The 14,078-nt window shown below is 52.3% G+C and carries 17 protein-coding genes; 9 read left to right on the top strand and 8 right to left on the bottom strand.

Annotated features, from left to right (window positions below):
- The first annotated feature begins 335 nt into the window (after positions 1–335).
- From napF to NNL38_RS12105, 6 genes are all read left to right on the top strand, one after another.
- On the top strand, positions 336–818 hold the full coding sequence (napF, locus tag NNL38_RS12130; protein WP_255388293.1) for a ferredoxin-type protein NapF: 483 nt from the start codon (positions 336–338) through the stop codon (positions 816–818).
- Between the two features lie 14 nt (positions 819–832).
- Entirely contained in the window at positions 833–1,105 is a 273-nt protein-coding gene (locus NNL38_RS12125) for a chaperone NapD (protein WP_255388292.1), read from the top strand.
- Complete coding sequence (gene napA / locus NNL38_RS12120) at positions 1,102–3,588, top strand: periplasmic nitrate reductase subunit alpha (RefSeq protein WP_255388291.1); 2,487 nt, start codon at positions 1,102–1,104, stop codon at positions 3,586–3,588. Before NNL38_RS12125 ends, napA begins: the two co-directional genes overlap by 4 nt.
- Before the next feature lie 89 nt (positions 3,589–3,677).
- Entirely contained in the window at positions 3,678–4,148 is a 471-nt protein-coding gene (locus tag NNL38_RS12115) for a nitrate reductase cytochrome c-type subunit (protein ID WP_255388290.1), read from the top strand.
- A 24-nt stretch (positions 4,149–4,172) separates the two neighbouring features.
- Positions 4,173–4,745, top strand: a complete 573-nt coding sequence (locus NNL38_RS12110; RefSeq protein WP_255388289.1) for a NapC/NirT family cytochrome c — start codon at positions 4,173–4,175, stop codon at positions 4,743–4,745.
- A 56-nt stretch (positions 4,746–4,801) separates the two neighbouring features.
- The gene (locus tag NNL38_RS12105) at positions 4,802–4,939 is read left to right on the top strand and encodes a TIGR02808 family protein (RefSeq protein ID WP_255388288.1); all 138 of its coding nucleotides are present in this window, start codon (positions 4,802–4,804) and stop codon (positions 4,937–4,939) included.
- A gap of 16 nt (positions 4,940–4,955) precedes the next feature.
- Here NNL38_RS12105 and NNL38_RS12100 read toward each other — a convergent pair whose 3' ends face one another.
- The 3 genes from NNL38_RS12100 to NNL38_RS12090 form a co-directional block, all read right to left on the bottom strand.
- Entirely contained in the window at positions 4,956–5,177 is a 222-nt protein-coding gene (locus tag NNL38_RS12100; RefSeq protein ID WP_255388287.1) for a hypothetical protein, read from the bottom strand.
- Positions 5,178–5,259: 82 nt separating this feature from the next.
- The gene (locus tag NNL38_RS12095) at positions 5,260–5,700 is read right to left on the bottom strand and encodes a DUF1499 domain-containing protein (protein WP_255388286.1); all 441 of its coding nucleotides are present in this window, start codon (positions 5,698–5,700) and stop codon (positions 5,260–5,262) included.
- A 43-nt stretch (positions 5,701–5,743) separates the two neighbouring features.
- On the bottom strand, positions 5,744–6,097 hold the full coding sequence (locus NNL38_RS12090; RefSeq protein WP_255388285.1) for a DUF2956 domain-containing protein: 354 nt from the start codon (positions 6,095–6,097) through the stop codon (positions 5,744–5,746).
- Between the two features lie 460 nt (positions 6,098–6,557).
- Here NNL38_RS12090 and NNL38_RS12085 point away from each other — a divergent pair, with 460 nt between their 5' ends.
- Complete coding sequence (locus NNL38_RS12085; RefSeq protein ID WP_255388284.1) at positions 6,558–7,013, top strand: DUF2919 domain-containing protein; 456 nt, start codon at positions 6,558–6,560, stop codon at positions 7,011–7,013.
- Positions 7,014–7,026: 13 nt separating this feature from the next.
- Positions 7,027–7,449 carry a hypothetical protein gene (locus NNL38_RS12080; protein ID WP_255388283.1) on the top strand — a complete coding sequence of 141 codons (423 nt, stop codon included), beginning with the start codon at positions 7,027–7,029 and terminating at the stop codon, positions 7,447–7,449.
- Here NNL38_RS12080 and NNL38_RS12075 read toward each other — a convergent pair.
- Entirely contained in the window at positions 7,446–9,053 is a 1,608-nt protein-coding gene (locus tag NNL38_RS12075; protein WP_255388282.1) for a GGDEF domain-containing protein, read from the bottom strand. The two genes, NNL38_RS12080 and NNL38_RS12075, sit on opposite strands and share 4 nt — an antisense overlap.
- Before the next feature lie 167 nt (positions 9,054–9,220).
- On the opposite strand from NNL38_RS12075, the gene NNL38_RS12070 reads away from it, so the two are divergent.
- A complete protein-coding gene (locus NNL38_RS12070) occupies positions 9,221–10,117 on the top strand; it encodes a Dyp-type peroxidase (RefSeq protein ID WP_255388281.1) in 897 nt (298 codons plus the stop codon).
- A gap of 82 nt (positions 10,118–10,199) precedes the next feature.
- On the opposite strand, the gene crr is transcribed toward NNL38_RS12070, so the two are convergent.
- The 4 genes from crr to cysK all read right to left on the bottom strand — a co-directional run bounded on the left by crr (position 10,200) and on the right by cysK (position 14,070).
- Positions 10,200–10,709 carry a PTS glucose transporter subunit IIA gene (gene crr, locus NNL38_RS12065; RefSeq protein WP_255388280.1) on the bottom strand — a complete coding sequence of 170 codons (510 nt, stop codon included), beginning with the start codon at positions 10,707–10,709 and terminating at the stop codon, positions 10,200–10,202.
- 40 nt (positions 10,710–10,749) lie between these two features.
- Positions 10,750–12,477: a phosphoenolpyruvate-protein phosphotransferase PtsI gene (ptsI, locus tag NNL38_RS12060; protein WP_255388279.1), complete on the bottom strand. Its 1,728-nt coding sequence runs from the start codon at positions 12,475–12,477 to the stop codon at positions 10,750–10,752.
- Between the two features lie 52 nt (positions 12,478–12,529).
- Positions 12,530–12,787 carry a phosphocarrier protein Hpr gene (gene ptsH, locus NNL38_RS12055; RefSeq protein ID WP_255388278.1) on the bottom strand — a complete coding sequence of 86 codons (258 nt, stop codon included), beginning with the start codon at positions 12,785–12,787 and terminating at the stop codon, positions 12,530–12,532.
- A 314-nt stretch (positions 12,788–13,101) separates the two neighbouring features.
- Entirely contained in the window at positions 13,102–14,070 is a 969-nt protein-coding gene (gene cysK / locus NNL38_RS12050) for a cysteine synthase A (RefSeq protein ID WP_255388277.1), read from the bottom strand.
- Positions 14,071–14,078: the final 8 nt, after the last annotated feature.

The following is a 14,078-nucleotide window of genomic DNA, read 5'->3' as shown; positions in this document are numbered from 1 at the left end:
TGTCGTGCATAGGTTCAGTCCCGGCCAGGGGGGCTTGATTCATTGATTTATCCCAACAATACCGGATTGCCCAGGCGGATGGGCGTCAGGCCTGCAATAGTGTGAGCATTATCATTTTGCTTTTTTGATCCAAAACAAGGTTCCCCCCCATTTAACCCTTCCTGGGTATTTAAGCAAATATTACGGGATTTACACTGGCGATGTAAAAAAATGACGGGTTATGAATAGGGCTGTTCGTTGGCAGGCAATAATGTTTAAAAGTCAGGCATTTTCGCGCCATACAGCCCAAGAATGTGCTTTATTCAACGTCATGAACCTTTATCGGAGTGAGCACCATGTTTGATCCATCCCGCCGACGACTCCTGACCCGACGCCGGGCAGCGGCTTTGCCGCGGTTGCCCTGGGCAATCGAAGAGATGGCGTTTACTGATGCATGTACTCGGTGCGGGCAATGCCAGGCGGCGTGCGACACTCAGATCATCGTTAAAGGCGACGGCGGATTTCCCGAAGTGGATTTTCAGCGCGGGGAGTGCACTTTCTGCTACCGCTGTGCCGAGGTCTGCCCGGAGCCCTTGTTTCGGGCACAAACGGCAGCGCCCTGGCCGATGGTTGCGCAAATCGGAGAGAGCTGCCTGACACACCAGCGGATTGAGTGTCGCAGTTGTGGCGATGCCTGTGAGCCGCAGGCAATCCGATTCCGGTTGCAGGCGGGCGGTGTGGCCACCCCTGAGCTGGATACTGAGCTGTGTACCGGGTGCGGCGGATGCGTGTCGGTCTGCCCGGCTTCAGCCATCACGATGACTCAACCAAACCAGTAATAAGAGGCCATGTCATGGCATTACAAGAAGTACATATTTCAAGCCTGGTTGTTCACGTTAAGCCGGCCTACCTGGCGGCTGTGAAAGACGCCATATTGCAGTTTCCGAATACTGAAATTCACGGCGAGAGCGAAGAAGGAAAAATCATCGTGGTGCTGGAGACGGAAAACCAAGGCTATGTGACAGATACCATAGATAAAATCAATAACTTAGAACACGTATTAACCACTTTCTTAGTGTATCACCAAATCGAACACTTTGATTCGCAATCTGAGGATGACGCATGAAAATGACAAGACGCGCGTTTGTGAAAGCAAACGCCGCTGCATCGGCAGCAGCTGTGGCAGGCATCTCGTTGCCTGCGTCGGCGACGAACTTAATCGTAAGTTCTGATCAAACCAAAATTAAATGGGACAAGGCGCCATGTCGTTTTTGCGGAACGGGATGTTCGGTTTTGGTGGGCACGCAGAATGGCCGGGTTGTTGCGACCCAGGGGGATCCGGAAGCGCCGGTGAACAAGGGCCTGAACTGTATCAAAGGTTATTTCCTGTCGAAGATCATGTACGGTAAAGATCGCGTGCAGACACCAATGCTGCGGATGAAAAACGGCAAGTTCGATAAAGATGGCGATTTCCAGCCAATCAGCTGGGATCAGGCGTTCGACATCATGGCCGAGAAATGGAAAGCGGCGCTGAAAAAGCACGGGCCTTCCGGGATCGGGATGTTCGGCTCCGGGCAGTGGACGGTGATGGAAGGCTATGCGGCATCCAAAATGATGAAAGCCGGCTTCCGTTCCAACAATATTGATCCGAACGCGCGTCACTGTATGGCTTCTGCGGTGGGTGGCTTTATGCGGACTTTCGGGATTGACGAGCCGATGGGCTGTTATGACGATTTTGAGCATGCCGACGCGTTTGTGCTGTGGGGCTCCAACATGGCTGAGATGCATCCGGTGCTCTGGACCCGGATCACCGACCGTCGCCTGAGCAATCCGCATGTGAAAGTGAACGTGCTGTCGACTTACTACCACCGCACGTTTGAGCTGGCAGATAACGGCATGGTGTTTGAGCCGCAGACCGATTTGGCCATTGCCAACTTTATTGCCAATTACATTATCCAGAACGATGCCGTGAACTGGGATTTTGTCAATAAACATACCCACTTTAAGCGAGCCACGACCGATATCGGTTACGGGCTGCGTGATGAGCACCCATTGCAGCAACAAGCGGCCAATGCCAATTCGGGCAAAATGCACCCGATGACCTTTGAAGAATATAAAGCATCGGTTGCAGAGTATACCGTGGAGAAAGCGGCGCAAATGTCGGGTGTTCCAGAGTCCAAGCTGTTGGAAATGGCCAAGCTCTATGCCGATCCGGATGTCAAGGTGATGTCGCTGTGGACCATGGGGATGAACCAGCATACCCGTGGGGTGTGGATGAACAGCTTGGTGTACAACATTCATTTGCTGACCGGTAAAATTTCCCTGCCGGGTAGCGGTCCGTTCTCGCTGACCGGCCAGCCGTCAGCATGTGGTACGGCACGTGAGGTGGGTACCTTCTCCCACCGCCTGCCGGCCGACATGGTAGTAAAAAATCCGAAACACCGAGCGATTGCAGAGAAGATCTGGCAACTGCCGGAAGGCACGATTCCACCGAAGCCTGGCTATCACGCCGTGGTGCAGGATCGGATGCTGAAAGACGGCAAACTGAATGCCTACTGGGTGATGTGTAACAACAATATGCAGGCCGGGCCAAACATTAATGATGAGCGTTTGCCGGGCTACCGTAACCCGGAGAACTTTATTGTCTGCTCCGATCCATATCCGACGGCAACAGCCCAGGCAGCCGACCTGATTTTGCCGACAGCAATGTGGGTGGAAAAAGAGGGGGCATACGGCAATGCTGAGCGCCGGACCCAGGTATGGTACCAGCAGGTAGCGCCGCAAGGTGAGGCGAAATCAGACCTCTGGCAGATTGTGGAGTTCAGCAAGCGCTTTAAAGTGGAAGAAGTGTGGGATGAGGCCTTATTGGCCAAGGCACCGCAGTATCGCGGCAAGACCATGTACGATGTGTTGTTCCGCAACGGTCAGGTCGACAAGTTCCCGCTTTCTGAAGCACAGGCACTGAACGACGACGCCCAGTCGCAAGGCTTCTATCTCCAGAAAGGCCTGTTTGAGGAATATGCCGCCTTTGGCCGTGACCATGGCCATGATCTTGCCCCATATGATGTGTATCACCAGGAGCGCGGGTTACGTTGGCCGGTCGTCAATGGCAAAGAGACCCGCTGGCGGTTTATCGAGGGCTCCGACCCGTATGTCCCTAAAGGGGCCGGCTACCGTTTTTACGGCAAGCCTGATGGCAAGGCCAATATTATCTTCGCACCGTTTGAACCAGCGCCGGAAGTCCCGGATGAAGAGTATGATCTGTGGCTCTGTACCGGCCGGGTGCTGGAGCACTGGCATACAGGCTCCATGACCCGCCGGGTGCCTGAGCTGTATAAAGCGATGCCGGACGCGGTGTGTTATATCCATCCGGATGATGCCCGCTCAAGGGGCCTGCGCCGGGGAGATGAAGTGCTGCTGGCGTCACGTCGTGGTGAAGTGCGCTGTCGGGTAGAAACCCGGGGCCGAAATCGTCCGCCGGTCGGCTTGGTATTCGTACCTTTCTTTGACGCTCGGATCCTGATCAACAAGCTGATCCTCGATGCGACGGATCCGTTGTCCAAGCAGACCGACTACAAGAAATGTCCAATCAAAATCACCAAAGCATAAGTTAACGAATCAAGGTTGCGATGACAGTCCGGAAGCGACCGGGCTGTCATTCGCAGGGACCGAGTTTTAGCCAGTAGGCGGAGAAGAAAATGAAACGATTAGTGTTAGCGGTCATGGCGGTAGGGATGCTGGTCGCCGGTGCCGTACAGAGTGCAGAAGAGCTTCATAATCCAGGTGGGATTGGGGGCGTGGAATCGCTTCGTGGGATGACTGAGCTGGAGTCAACGCGCCCGGCCGATGCCATGAAACGTTTCCCGCGTGATCGGGACACGATTGACAGTGATTATGTGTATCAGCCGCCGCTGGTGCCGCATACTATCCGCAATTACGAAGTCTCGCTCAATGCCAATAAGTGCCTGGCCTGCCACAGCTGGAAAAATGCCAATGAAATGGGGGCGACCAAAATCAGTGTGACCCACTACCAGTCTCGCGAAGGTCAGGTGCTGTCAGATGTGTCGCCACGCCGCTATTTCTGTCTGCAGTGCCATGTGCCTCAGGCAGATGCCAAGCCGTTGGTTGAAAATACCTTCCAGCGTGTTGATGCGCTGCGCAATGAATAGCCACAGTGAGAAGAGAGGCTATAGATGAAAATATTAAAAACATTTTGGCGCAGGTTGACGTCACCGAGTAAGGTGGCGGTCGGACTGGTGCTCTTTATGGGCTTCATGGGCGGCTTGTTGTTCTGGGGGGCGTTTAACACCGGGATGGAGGCCACCAATACTGAGGAATTCTGCTCTGGTTGTCATGCGCCGATTGTGAAGGAAATCCGAGAAACGATCCATTACTCGAACCGCTCCGGCGTCCGGGCCATCTGTTCCGATTGTCACGTGCCGCATAACTGGACAGATAAAATTGTGCGTAAGGTTCAGGCCTCGAAAGAGCTGGTGGCTTTTGCCATGGGCACTATCAGTACCGAAGAGAAATTCAAAGAACGTCGGGGTTACCTGGCAAACCGGGAGTGGCACCGGATGAAGAACAACGACTCCAAGGAGTGCCGGAACTGCCATAACTTTGAATACATGGACTTTTCAGAGCAGGGACCGCGGAGTGTGAAACAGCACTCGACCGCGCTGGCATCCGGTGAAAAAACCTGCGTGGATTGCCATAAGGGGATTGCGCATAAACTGCCTGACATGAAAGACGTCGAGGGCTGGTGAGCCGCTGAAGGCAGGCCACATCAGGCATTACCAGACTGAGTAAGAAGGAGCAGACCATGAGTACATTAGAATCGGTTATCTGGCATGTGCTGGGGTATGCGGCGATGCCGGTGATTATCCTGACCGGATTTGCGATTGTGGCAGCCATTTCGATTGGGTTGCTGTCGCTGGGGAAAGATCGGCGTATTGATTGAGGGAAGCGCTGCGTTATCAAGCATAACCATTGTCGGGTGGCTTTTTCGACGAAGAGGTCGCCCGCTTCCACAATCCGATCAGCACCATGCCGCTCCACACCAGATACAGGGGGAGCCACTCCATTATGAACTGGCGAAATGTTTCGCTCTCTTGTTGCAACCAGAGATCCGCCAGATGTAAGGCGGTGATTGTCAGTAACCCGCAAAAACTGAACACCAGAAATGATCGATTGTCCATGTCCCATCCCCCGATACCTGTTGGGGATATCTTAAATCTAAATAGCAATCATTATCAACACCCATGTGCCGCAGTTGGATGGTTATTTCAGATAGCCGGCTGCTTGCAGTTTGGCACGGAATAGCTCGGCTCGGTCCCGATTGACCCCAAAGTCTGAATAGCCCACCCGGGACTCGGAGCGCACAATTAAAGCATCCCCCGCGAGCCTGAGTTCAAAATCATCCACAAAGCGGAAGATCTTACTGCGACATGCCACCCGTAGGTAGTGCGGGTGTTGCTGGCCCAGGCTGGCACCGGGCAGCGAGAGTGCTAGTTCCTGAATTTGTGCCCAATTCGCTAATCCTTGTTGGCTGAGTTTAAATGGTGTCAGGTGGAAGTCTGTCCGTGGATCTTGCGTGGAGACACAGTTGGGCTTTTCGCCACAAAGCTCACTGGTGCGATCCGGCCGGTTTGTCGAGATCTCGCCATTGGAGCACCCGGTGATAAGCAGGCAGATCATGGCTGCCCGGCTGAGGTTTGTCATTTCACATTTCCTTCTCGGTGATGGCTGCCTGGGACCAATATAGCTATTGCAGCAGATAAGCAGCAAACCCACCCCAGGAAGCGATCAGCAGCAGCCAGGGGAGCCAGTGTTGCTTGTACACGACTGAGGGGCTGTTGGAATCAAGGGCGCCATCCTGAGTCGAGCCTGTGGTTTGGGCGGCTTGTTTTTCTTTTGTTTGTTTCTTGCGCAACTTGTCCCGCTCGCGCGCTTTGGCCTTTTGTTGCTTCTTGTATTGCTCAATCCCTTTTTGGATCCCCTGTGCAATCAGCTTGGTTTGCTCTTTGGTCTGACCCGGCTTTTGGGTGGCACGGGCAATTTGCATCGCTTCCGCCTGAGTTTCCGGTGAAGGTGCGGTTTGTTTCCTACTGGTTGCCATATTGTCCCCGTAAAGATCAGTAAAACATGTGTTTGATTCATTGTTTCCCTGGAATTATACCGTGCCAGTGCCCGGTTGAAACCTCCCCGGAGGCTGAATAATATGTAGGAAAATTTCATCATATTATTCAGTCTCGTTTAAGGTGGCACTATTATCAATTGTGAATAAAGCGCTGATATAGCTACATTTGAATGCTGTTCATATCTTATCGAAGACGACTTCATTGACCCCGAAAAATCTATGGATTTAATAAAACTACGATTTTTATTACCAGATTCGTGATCTTGGCTACAAGATGAACAACTGAACCGTGCGATGGGCCACAGAATTTATCTCCTTGGGGTGGGGAAATTGACCGAATGAATTATGGTGATGACATGATGCACCAGCCGTCATCGTGGTTGAAAAAAGCAACGTTCGTCTCCATTGCAAGATCAGAGTAAGAACATGGAGAATCGGTTTGCTTTATCCGATAGAGGCTTATGACAAGCATGGTTTATTAAAACCTTCCGGGATGCTGTGGCTGACCCTGGCGTTCAGTGCCAAAGGCTGGCTGATTTTTCTGATGGCCGGTGCCAGCCGGACTCAGGGAGCCCAGCTCCTGGAAGTGTTCTACCCACTGCGCGACCATTTGTACGTCGCCATGGGCGTGGGGTTGCCGGCGCTACTGCTGATGTGGCTGTCCGGGCAACGATATAAGAAGAATCAATGGATCACCGCCATCTGGCAGCAGGGAAAAGTGATTTTACTGTTGGCCTACCTGGCGGATGGTCTATCGCAAGGGTATCAACTGGCGCTGAGCCAGGGTGTTTTTCGCTGGCCTCAGGCCGTCAATTTGCTGCTGACCTTGTGGTTATTGGCTTACTTGATCAGAAGCACCCGAGTCAGAAATACTTTTGCGGATCAACCTGAGTAAGGGGTAACACAACATGAATGAATTGAGTAAAGGACTCATTCTGTTTAGTGCACTACTGAGCCCGCTGGCGATGGCTGACTGGCTGCTTGATGTGAACTTTGAGCTCTCCAGTGCCGGTCGGACGCAGACCGTCAATACATCGCTGTCGTTGCTGCCGGGTGAAGAAACCGTCTTTTTTGGAACCGCGGTTCAAGATACTGACATCCCGGTCCAGAGTATGAACGCAAGGCGGCTGGTAGGCAGTGCCGAGCTGCTGGAGGTTTCGGCCGAAGAAGTGAAAATTGCCTTTAAGGTCAAAGAGCAGCTTGATGATGGTGCTTGGCGGATCCTGATTGCGCCGACCATTTCAACCGGGCTCAACACACCGGCGTCATTTGAAAGCGGTAAGGATGCAGAGCAGCAAGTCAAACTGCTGGTCGAGGTGACTTCCGTTTAATACTCGGCCGTGTTTTGACCGGATTCAAGGCGCTCCTTTTGGGAGCGTCTTTTGTTTCTGTACATCATATTATCCGCCCGGGACAGGAAATAATCGGGTGTATCTCCCGGCCGGTAGAAGGTAATACCGACACTGGCGCCAATTTGGATTTGCGTTTGTCCGTGGGGGAATGGTCGCTGCGCTGCCGTTGAGATCTGCGTAACTAACGCCCTGGCGTCATCTTTGGCGGTGGCTTCAAGTAATATGACAAACTCATCCCCGGCCAGACGGGCGAAAAAACTGCGTTGCCCAGCCAGTAAATGTGTAATCCGGGCGCAAAATTGCTGCAATACGCGATCTCCGGCATGGTGTCCATAGGTATCATTTACTTGTTTGAAGTCATCCAGATCGATAAAGAGCAGTGCAGGCTTGGCTTGATACGGGGAGATCTGGCTGACCACCCGGTGCAACTCTTCCACCAGGGCGTAGCGATTGGCGATCCCGGTTAATGTATCTTTGCGGGCCATTTCGGAAGCTTTTCGCTCGGCCTCGATGCGGCGGGCGATTTCTCGTTTGAGCTGTCGGTTGACCAACGTGAGATAGGTGATGGCCAGAAATGTCCCGCCCAGCAGCAACATCCCGGACTGGAGCCAGAGCTGGACATCCTTCCAGGTCAGCTCTGCCCGTTGCGGGTAGAGAAAGTTTTCATCAATGTGGGTTTTGGGAATGATATTGAGCTGGCTGAGCTCATCGGCGATGGTTTGCCACCGGTTCGGGTTCATGTGCCCAATTTCTATTAAATCAGACATGATCATTTTGGCGCTGGATTCGAGCTCAAAGGCCAGATGGTCGCGGCTTTTCATTGGCCGGTACTGCTGTTCGATCACATCCAGGGTTTCATCGATATGGGTCAGGGCATAGTACCAGCCCTTGAGGCTGGCATTGCGAAAGCGCTCAACGGTATCGGGGTGGGCCTGTGCGAAGTCCTGGTGAGTGAAGATAATATCGCTGTAAAAACTGACGCCGTAATCCGCCGGGTTAAAAATTAAGGGCTGCTCTCCCTGTTTTTGGAGGTAATAGGGCTCATTGGTGAGGTAGCCATTGAAAGCGTCGATCTTTCCGGAGAGTAAATCGTCAACATCGGCAGAAGTGGTGATCTGCTCCAGATCCGAAAGATAAATATTGTTACGGGCCAGCAGGACCAATAACTCGGCGTCCTCGGCGCCGGCAAACATCATTACCCGTTTGCCAACCAGATCGTGAATGGTCTGGATATTGCTGTTGGCCTTGGCGATTAGCACGGAGGGGGAGTGCTGGAAAATGGCAGCCATGGCCGTAACCGGAAATCCATGACCGAAGGCCACCAGCACTTCGGTATTGCCGACACCGAATTCAGCCCGGCCGCTGAGTACTTCTGTAATGGGGACTTTGTGGTTTCCGCCGGGCTTGATGGTCACATTCAGTCCGGCATCTTGGTAGAACCCTTTTTCTTTGGCCATGTAAAAACCGGCAAATTGTGCCTGGTGGAGCCAACGCAACTGCAGGCTGACCGGCTCCAGCGCAAAGGTAGGTTGAGCCAGAACCATCAAGAGCAGAGAGAGCAGCACCGCACGTTTTTTTTTCACAATCAATCAGAACTCTTCACAAAGGCCGGCCCCAATTTTGTGGAACAAATACAGGGAAGTAAAGGGGGGAGGTGATTTATTGAGAACGCTGGCAGGAATCAAATTCAGGTTATAAAATCCCGTTATAATATATTGATTTATAGCTAATCGAGAAGTAGGAGAGGATTATGACTCACCCTCAACCAGCAATTTTGCCGGAAGCGGGCCCTTTTGCACTTTACGTTGTGCTGAAGGTGATTGGGGATCAGGCGGCTGTGGTTCGTCAGTGCCAGCAGTGGCATGACGCCCTGGCTGAACTGAATCATCAGCAACCGGATGCCAACCTGCGGGCCTGCGTGGCATTTGGCCGGTCATTTTGGCAGAGCCTGGGCCAGACACCGCCGTCACAGTTGGATGATTTCCGACCGCTGGGGAGCGGGGAGATCACCGCGCCGGCAACGGGCGGCGATGTGCTGCTGCACCTGAACTCCAGCCGCCATGATCTGAACTTTTTTGCCCTGCGCCAGTTTCTGCAGCCGATTGCAGAAGCGGTTGAGATCCTGGATGAGACCTATGGTTACCGTTATCTGGATGCGCGGGATATGACCGGGTTTATTGACGGGACCGAAAATCCGAAAACCCTGGAATCTCGCGGTGAAGTCGCCTTGATCCCGGACGGTGAGTTTGCCGGGGGCAGCTTTGTCATGGTCCAGCGATTTGTTCACAACCTGCCGGCCTGGCATCGCCTTAACGTCAAGGCACAGGAGAAAGTGATTGGCCGCACGAAACCGGATTCTATTGAGCTGGAGGATGTGCCGGCGAACTCGCATGTGGGCCGGGTGGATATTAAGGAAGAGGGCAAAGGGCTGAAGATTGTTCGCCATAGCCTGCCTTACGGCACGGTCACAGGTGATCATGGTCTGCTGTTCATTGCTTACTGTAACACCCAGCACAATTTTAAAGCTATGCTGGAGAGCATGTATGGTGAAACGGATGGCCAAACCGATACCATGCTGCGCTTTACCCGCGCGGTGACCGGGGCCTATTTCTTCGCGCCGTCCCTGGAGATGCTCAATTCACTGTAAGCGGTCTCAGCACACATAGGAGTGATAAAAAAGCGCGACCCAATGGTCGCGCTTTAGATCTCACCTCAGAGATGGCGTGAAATTATTTTTTCACGCGCAGAACCGGAGTCTCACCCACAGTTGTCGGGCCAGACAGCTTGCTCAGTTCTTTGATTTCATCCATGTTTGAGATAACAACAGGCGTCAGCGTTGATTTGGCTTTTTCTTCCAGCAGGGCCAGATCGAACTCGATGACTGTGTCGCCGGCTTTCACGGTTTGGCCTTCTTCCGCCACGCGGGTGAAACCTTCACCTTTCAGCTCTACGGTGTCGATACCGAAGTGAACAAACAGCTCGATACCATCGTCAGACTCGATAGAGAAGGCGTGGTTGGTTTCGAAGATTTTACCAATGGTCCCGTTTACAGGGGCAACCATCTTGTTGCCTGCTGGCTTGATCGCGATACCGTCACCAACGATTTTTTCTGCAAACACAACATCTGGCACATCTTCGATATTCACGATTTCGCCAGACAGCGGTGCGATGATGTCAATGGCACCCGCTTCGTTGTTGTCGTCTGATACCAGCTTCTTCAATTTGTCAAACAGACCCATATCGTTGCTCCTAAGCGTTGTTATTCTATCTGCAGCTATATTAGCAGATGGTCTTTTCTGCGATGAATTTTTCTACGTGTGCTTCGATTTCAGCTGCTGTCGGTAGCGCCAGTGCTTGCTCGGCCATCGCCTGAACGTCAGCAAAGTTTGCGTTACGGATAATTTTCTTAATGCGCGGGATTGAAATCCCGCTCATGCTGAATTCGTCAAGACCCATCCCCAACAGCAGCAGGGTTGCACGCTCGTCACCGGCAAGCTCGCCGCACATGCCAGTCCACTTCCCTTCTTGGTGAGAAGCATCGATGACTTGCTTGATCACGGTCAGGACGGCAGGCGACAGCGGGTTATACAGATGAGAAATCAGCTCATTACCACGGTCAACAGCCAGAGTATACTGGGTTAGGTCGTTTGTACCAATACTAAAGAAATCAACTTCTTTGGCAAGGTGGTTGGCAATGGCCGCTGCTGCAGGTGTTTCCACCATCACACCGATTTCGATGCTCTCGTCAAAGGCCAGGCCTTCAGCACGCAGTTCGGCTTTATAGGCGTCCAGTGCTGATTTGAGTTCACGGATCTCTTCTACCGAGATGATCATCGGGAACATGATGCGGATTTTACCATGGGCAGATGCGCGTAGAATGCCACGCAGCTGATCGCGCAGGATCTCACGGCGATCCAGGCTGATCCGAACCGCACGCCAGCCCAGGAACGGGTTCATCTCTTGCGGCAGATCCATGTACGGCAGATCTTTGTCGCCACCGATGTCCATGGTGCGGATGATCACCGGTTCACCATGCATGGCTTCGGCCACGTCTTTGTATGCCTGGTATTGCTCTTCTTCCGTCGGCAGGGCGTCGCGGTCCATGAACAGGAATTCAGTCCGGTACAAGCCGACGCCTTCACCGCCATTGCGGTTGACACCGTCGCAGTCTTTGACGGTACCGATGTTGCCGCATACTTCAACTTGCTTGCCGTCCAGTGTGATGGCAGGCAGGTCTTTCAGTTTGGCCAGCTCTTCTTTCTCCGCGATGTGGGCATCACGGATAGCTTTGAATTTGGTCAGTTCAGCGTCGCTTGGGTTGATCACCACTTCGTTGTTGATGGCATCAAGCACCAGCATGTCGCCGTTTTTCACTTGTTTGGTGATGTCGTTGGTGCCGACAATTGCTGGTAGCTCCAGGGAGCGGGCCATGATCGAGGTGTGGGAAGTACGGCCACCGATGTCTGTGATAAAACCCAGCACGTAGTTGAGGTTGATCTGGGCGGTCTCGGAAGGGGTCAAATCGTTGGCAACCAGGATCACTTCCTCGTTAATCGCGCTCAGATTGACAATATTAATCCCCAAGGCGTTTTTCACCACACGGTTACCGATATCACGGATATCCGTCGCACGTTCTTTGAGGTACTCGTCATCCAGAGACTCCAGCGTGGTTGCTTGCTCTTCGATCACTGAGTGAATCGCTAAATCCGCAGACGCCTTGTTGTCTTTAATGAAGGCTATGATTTCTTCTTCCAGCTCTTCATCTTCCAGCAGCATGATGTGACCTTCAAAGATTGCCTCCTTCTCTTCACCGAAGGTCTTGCGTGCTTTCTCTTTGATCACTTCCAGCTGCTCGGAAGATTTTTTTCGAGCGTCGAAGAAACGCTGAATTTCGTTCTCGAATTGATCTGCAGTGATAGGAGTCTTGTTCAGAACAATCTCTTCCTCCTGCAGCAGTAGTGCTTTCCCAAAAGCAATACCAGGAGATGCCAGGATACCTGAAATCATAGCCTTACCTTAAATTAACTAGAAACTTGGAGATATGTAAACGGGCTGCGAATTAATGCAGCTCGTCCATAAGGGCAACCAGGTGATCAACAGCTTGCTGTGCCTGAGCTCCTTCAGCTGAGATTGTCACCATAGTGCCTTTCACCAGGCCCAGAGTTTGTAGCTTGAACAGGCTCTTAGCGCTTGCGCTTTTGCCATTGGACGTTACAGTGATGTCTGCGTCAAACCCTTTGGCTTCTTTGACGAACTGTGCTGCCGGACGTGTGTGTAGACCGTTTTCTGCAGTGATCTCAACTTGCTTCTGATACATTTTTCACCCCGATTAAATTTAGTATTTATTTAATATTAACGTAACTGAAAGTAAGCGTAATCCGGATAACCTGACTTTGCTCACCTGGAGTATAAACTACCCAACAGTTCGGCGTTTTAGCTTAATCCAAGTCAATGTTTTGTGACATTTATGGCATTCCAGGTGTCAAATTGGTCAATAAGTGACCTTTTATTTCGACGCTAGAAATAAAACGCAACGGTTTTATATTAAAGCTCGGTATGAAATGCAACAAAAAAGCCCCCGCTGGGGGAGCTTTCAGGCAGTTATCGGACCTCGAACCTTTTAAAGTGTGATCACTGTTGGGTTTCTTTTTCAGTGAAAATACCGGCAAAGAGGGCTGTTGAAAGGTAACGCTCACCTGAGCTTGGTAGCACAACAACGATGTTCTTACCAGCATATTCAGAACGTTCTGCGATGCGGTTGGCAGCTACCACGGCCGCGCCAGATGAAATCCCGGCCAGGATCCCTTCTTCTTCCATCAGGCGGTGGGCCATTTCAATGGCATCTTCGGAACTGACACGCTCGACTTCATCAATCAGGGCCAGGTCGAGGTTGCCCGGAATAAAGCCGGCACCGATCCCTTGAATCTTGTGTGGTGCGGGCTGGATTTCCTCGCCATTGCGCGCCTGGGTGATCACTGGCGACTCGGACGGCTCGACTGCAACGGTGGTGATTGCTTTGCCCTTCTGTTGCTTGATAAAGCGGCTGACACCGGTCAGGGTACCGCCGGTACCGACACCGGAGACGAAGACATCAATTTCACCATCGGTGGCTTCCCAAAGTTCAGGGCCTGTGGTTTTCTCGTGGATTTCCGGGTTCGCCGGGTTGCTGAACTGTTGTAGCAACAGGTATTTTTCCGGATCAGAGGCCACAATTTCTTCGGCTTTTTCAATCGCACCTTTCATCCCTTTTGGTGCTTCGGTTAGCACCAGGTTGGCGCCCAGGGCTTTGAGCAGTTTGCGGCGCTCCAGACTCATACTTTCAGGCATGGTCAGGGTGAGCTTGTAGCCGCGGGCAGCAGCGACAAAGGCAAGTGCAATCCCGGTATTGCCGCTGGTTGGTTCAACCAGCTCAACACCTTGTTTCAGCAAGCCTTTCTTCTCTGCGTCCCAAATCATGTTCGCGCCGATACGGCATTTGACACTGAAGCTTGGGTTACGGGCTTCAACTTTTGCCAGAACATTCCCCTGGCTGACACGGTTGAGGCGAACGAGCGGGGTATTACCAATCGTTAATGAATTATCTTCGTAAATCTTGCTCATGCTGGTCG

Origin of the sequence: Photobacterium atrarenae, assembly GCF_024380015.1 — a bacterium.
Lineage (GTDB): Bacteria > Pseudomonadota > Gammaproteobacteria > Enterobacterales > Vibrionaceae > Photobacterium > Photobacterium atrarenae.
The sequence above is the reverse complement of the archived record's forward strand: the minus strand, read 5'-3'. Positions and strand labels throughout refer to the sequence as shown.

Excerpts from the sequence above, each read along its gene's own strand:
- napF (WP_255388293.1), top strand. The coding sequence starts at position 336 with ATGTTTGATCCATCCCGCCGACGACTCCTGACCCGACGCCGGGCAGCG.
- NNL38_RS12125 (WP_255388292.1), top strand. The coding sequence starts at position 833 with ATGGCATTACAAGAAGTACATATTTCAAGCCTGGTTGTTCACGTTAAG.
- napA (WP_255388291.1), top strand. The coding sequence starts at position 1,102 with ATGAAAATGACAAGACGCGCGTTTGTGAAAGCAAACGCCGCTGCATCG.
- NNL38_RS12115 (WP_255388290.1), top strand. The coding sequence starts at position 3,678 with ATGAAACGATTAGTGTTAGCGGTCATGGCGGTAGGGATGCTGGTCGCC.
- NNL38_RS12110 (WP_255388289.1), top strand. The coding sequence starts at position 4,173 with ATGAAAATATTAAAAACATTTTGGCGCAGGTTGACGTCACCGAGTAAG.
- NNL38_RS12105 (WP_255388288.1), top strand. The coding sequence starts at position 4,802 with ATGAGTACATTAGAATCGGTTATCTGGCATGTGCTGGGGTATGCGGCG.
- NNL38_RS12100 (WP_255388287.1), bottom strand. The coding sequence starts at position 5,177 with ATGGACAATCGATCATTTCTGGTGTTCAGTTTTTGCGGGTTACTGACA.
- NNL38_RS12095 (WP_255388286.1), bottom strand. The coding sequence starts at position 5,700 with ATGACAAACCTCAGCCGGGCAGCCATGATCTGCCTGCTTATCACCGGG.
- NNL38_RS12090 (WP_255388285.1), bottom strand. The coding sequence starts at position 6,097 with ATGGCAACCAGTAGGAAACAAACCGCACCTTCACCGGAAACTCAGGCG.
- NNL38_RS12080 (WP_255388283.1), top strand. The coding sequence starts at position 7,027 with ATGAATGAATTGAGTAAAGGACTCATTCTGTTTAGTGCACTACTGAGC.
- NNL38_RS12070 (WP_255388281.1), top strand. The coding sequence starts at position 9,221 with ATGACTCACCCTCAACCAGCAATTTTGCCGGAAGCGGGCCCTTTTGCA.
- crr (WP_255388280.1), bottom strand. The coding sequence starts at position 10,709 with ATGGGTCTGTTTGACAAATTGAAGAAGCTGGTATCAGACGACAACAAC.
- ptsI (WP_255388279.1), bottom strand. The coding sequence starts at position 12,477 with ATGATTTCAGGTATCCTGGCATCTCCTGGTATTGCTTTTGGGAAAGCA.
- ptsH (WP_255388278.1), bottom strand. The coding sequence starts at position 12,787 with ATGTATCAGAAGCAAGTTGAGATCACTGCAGAAAACGGTCTACACACA.
- cysK (WP_255388277.1), bottom strand. The coding sequence starts at position 14,070 with ATGAGCAAGATTTACGAAGATAATTCATTAACGATTGGTAATACCCCG.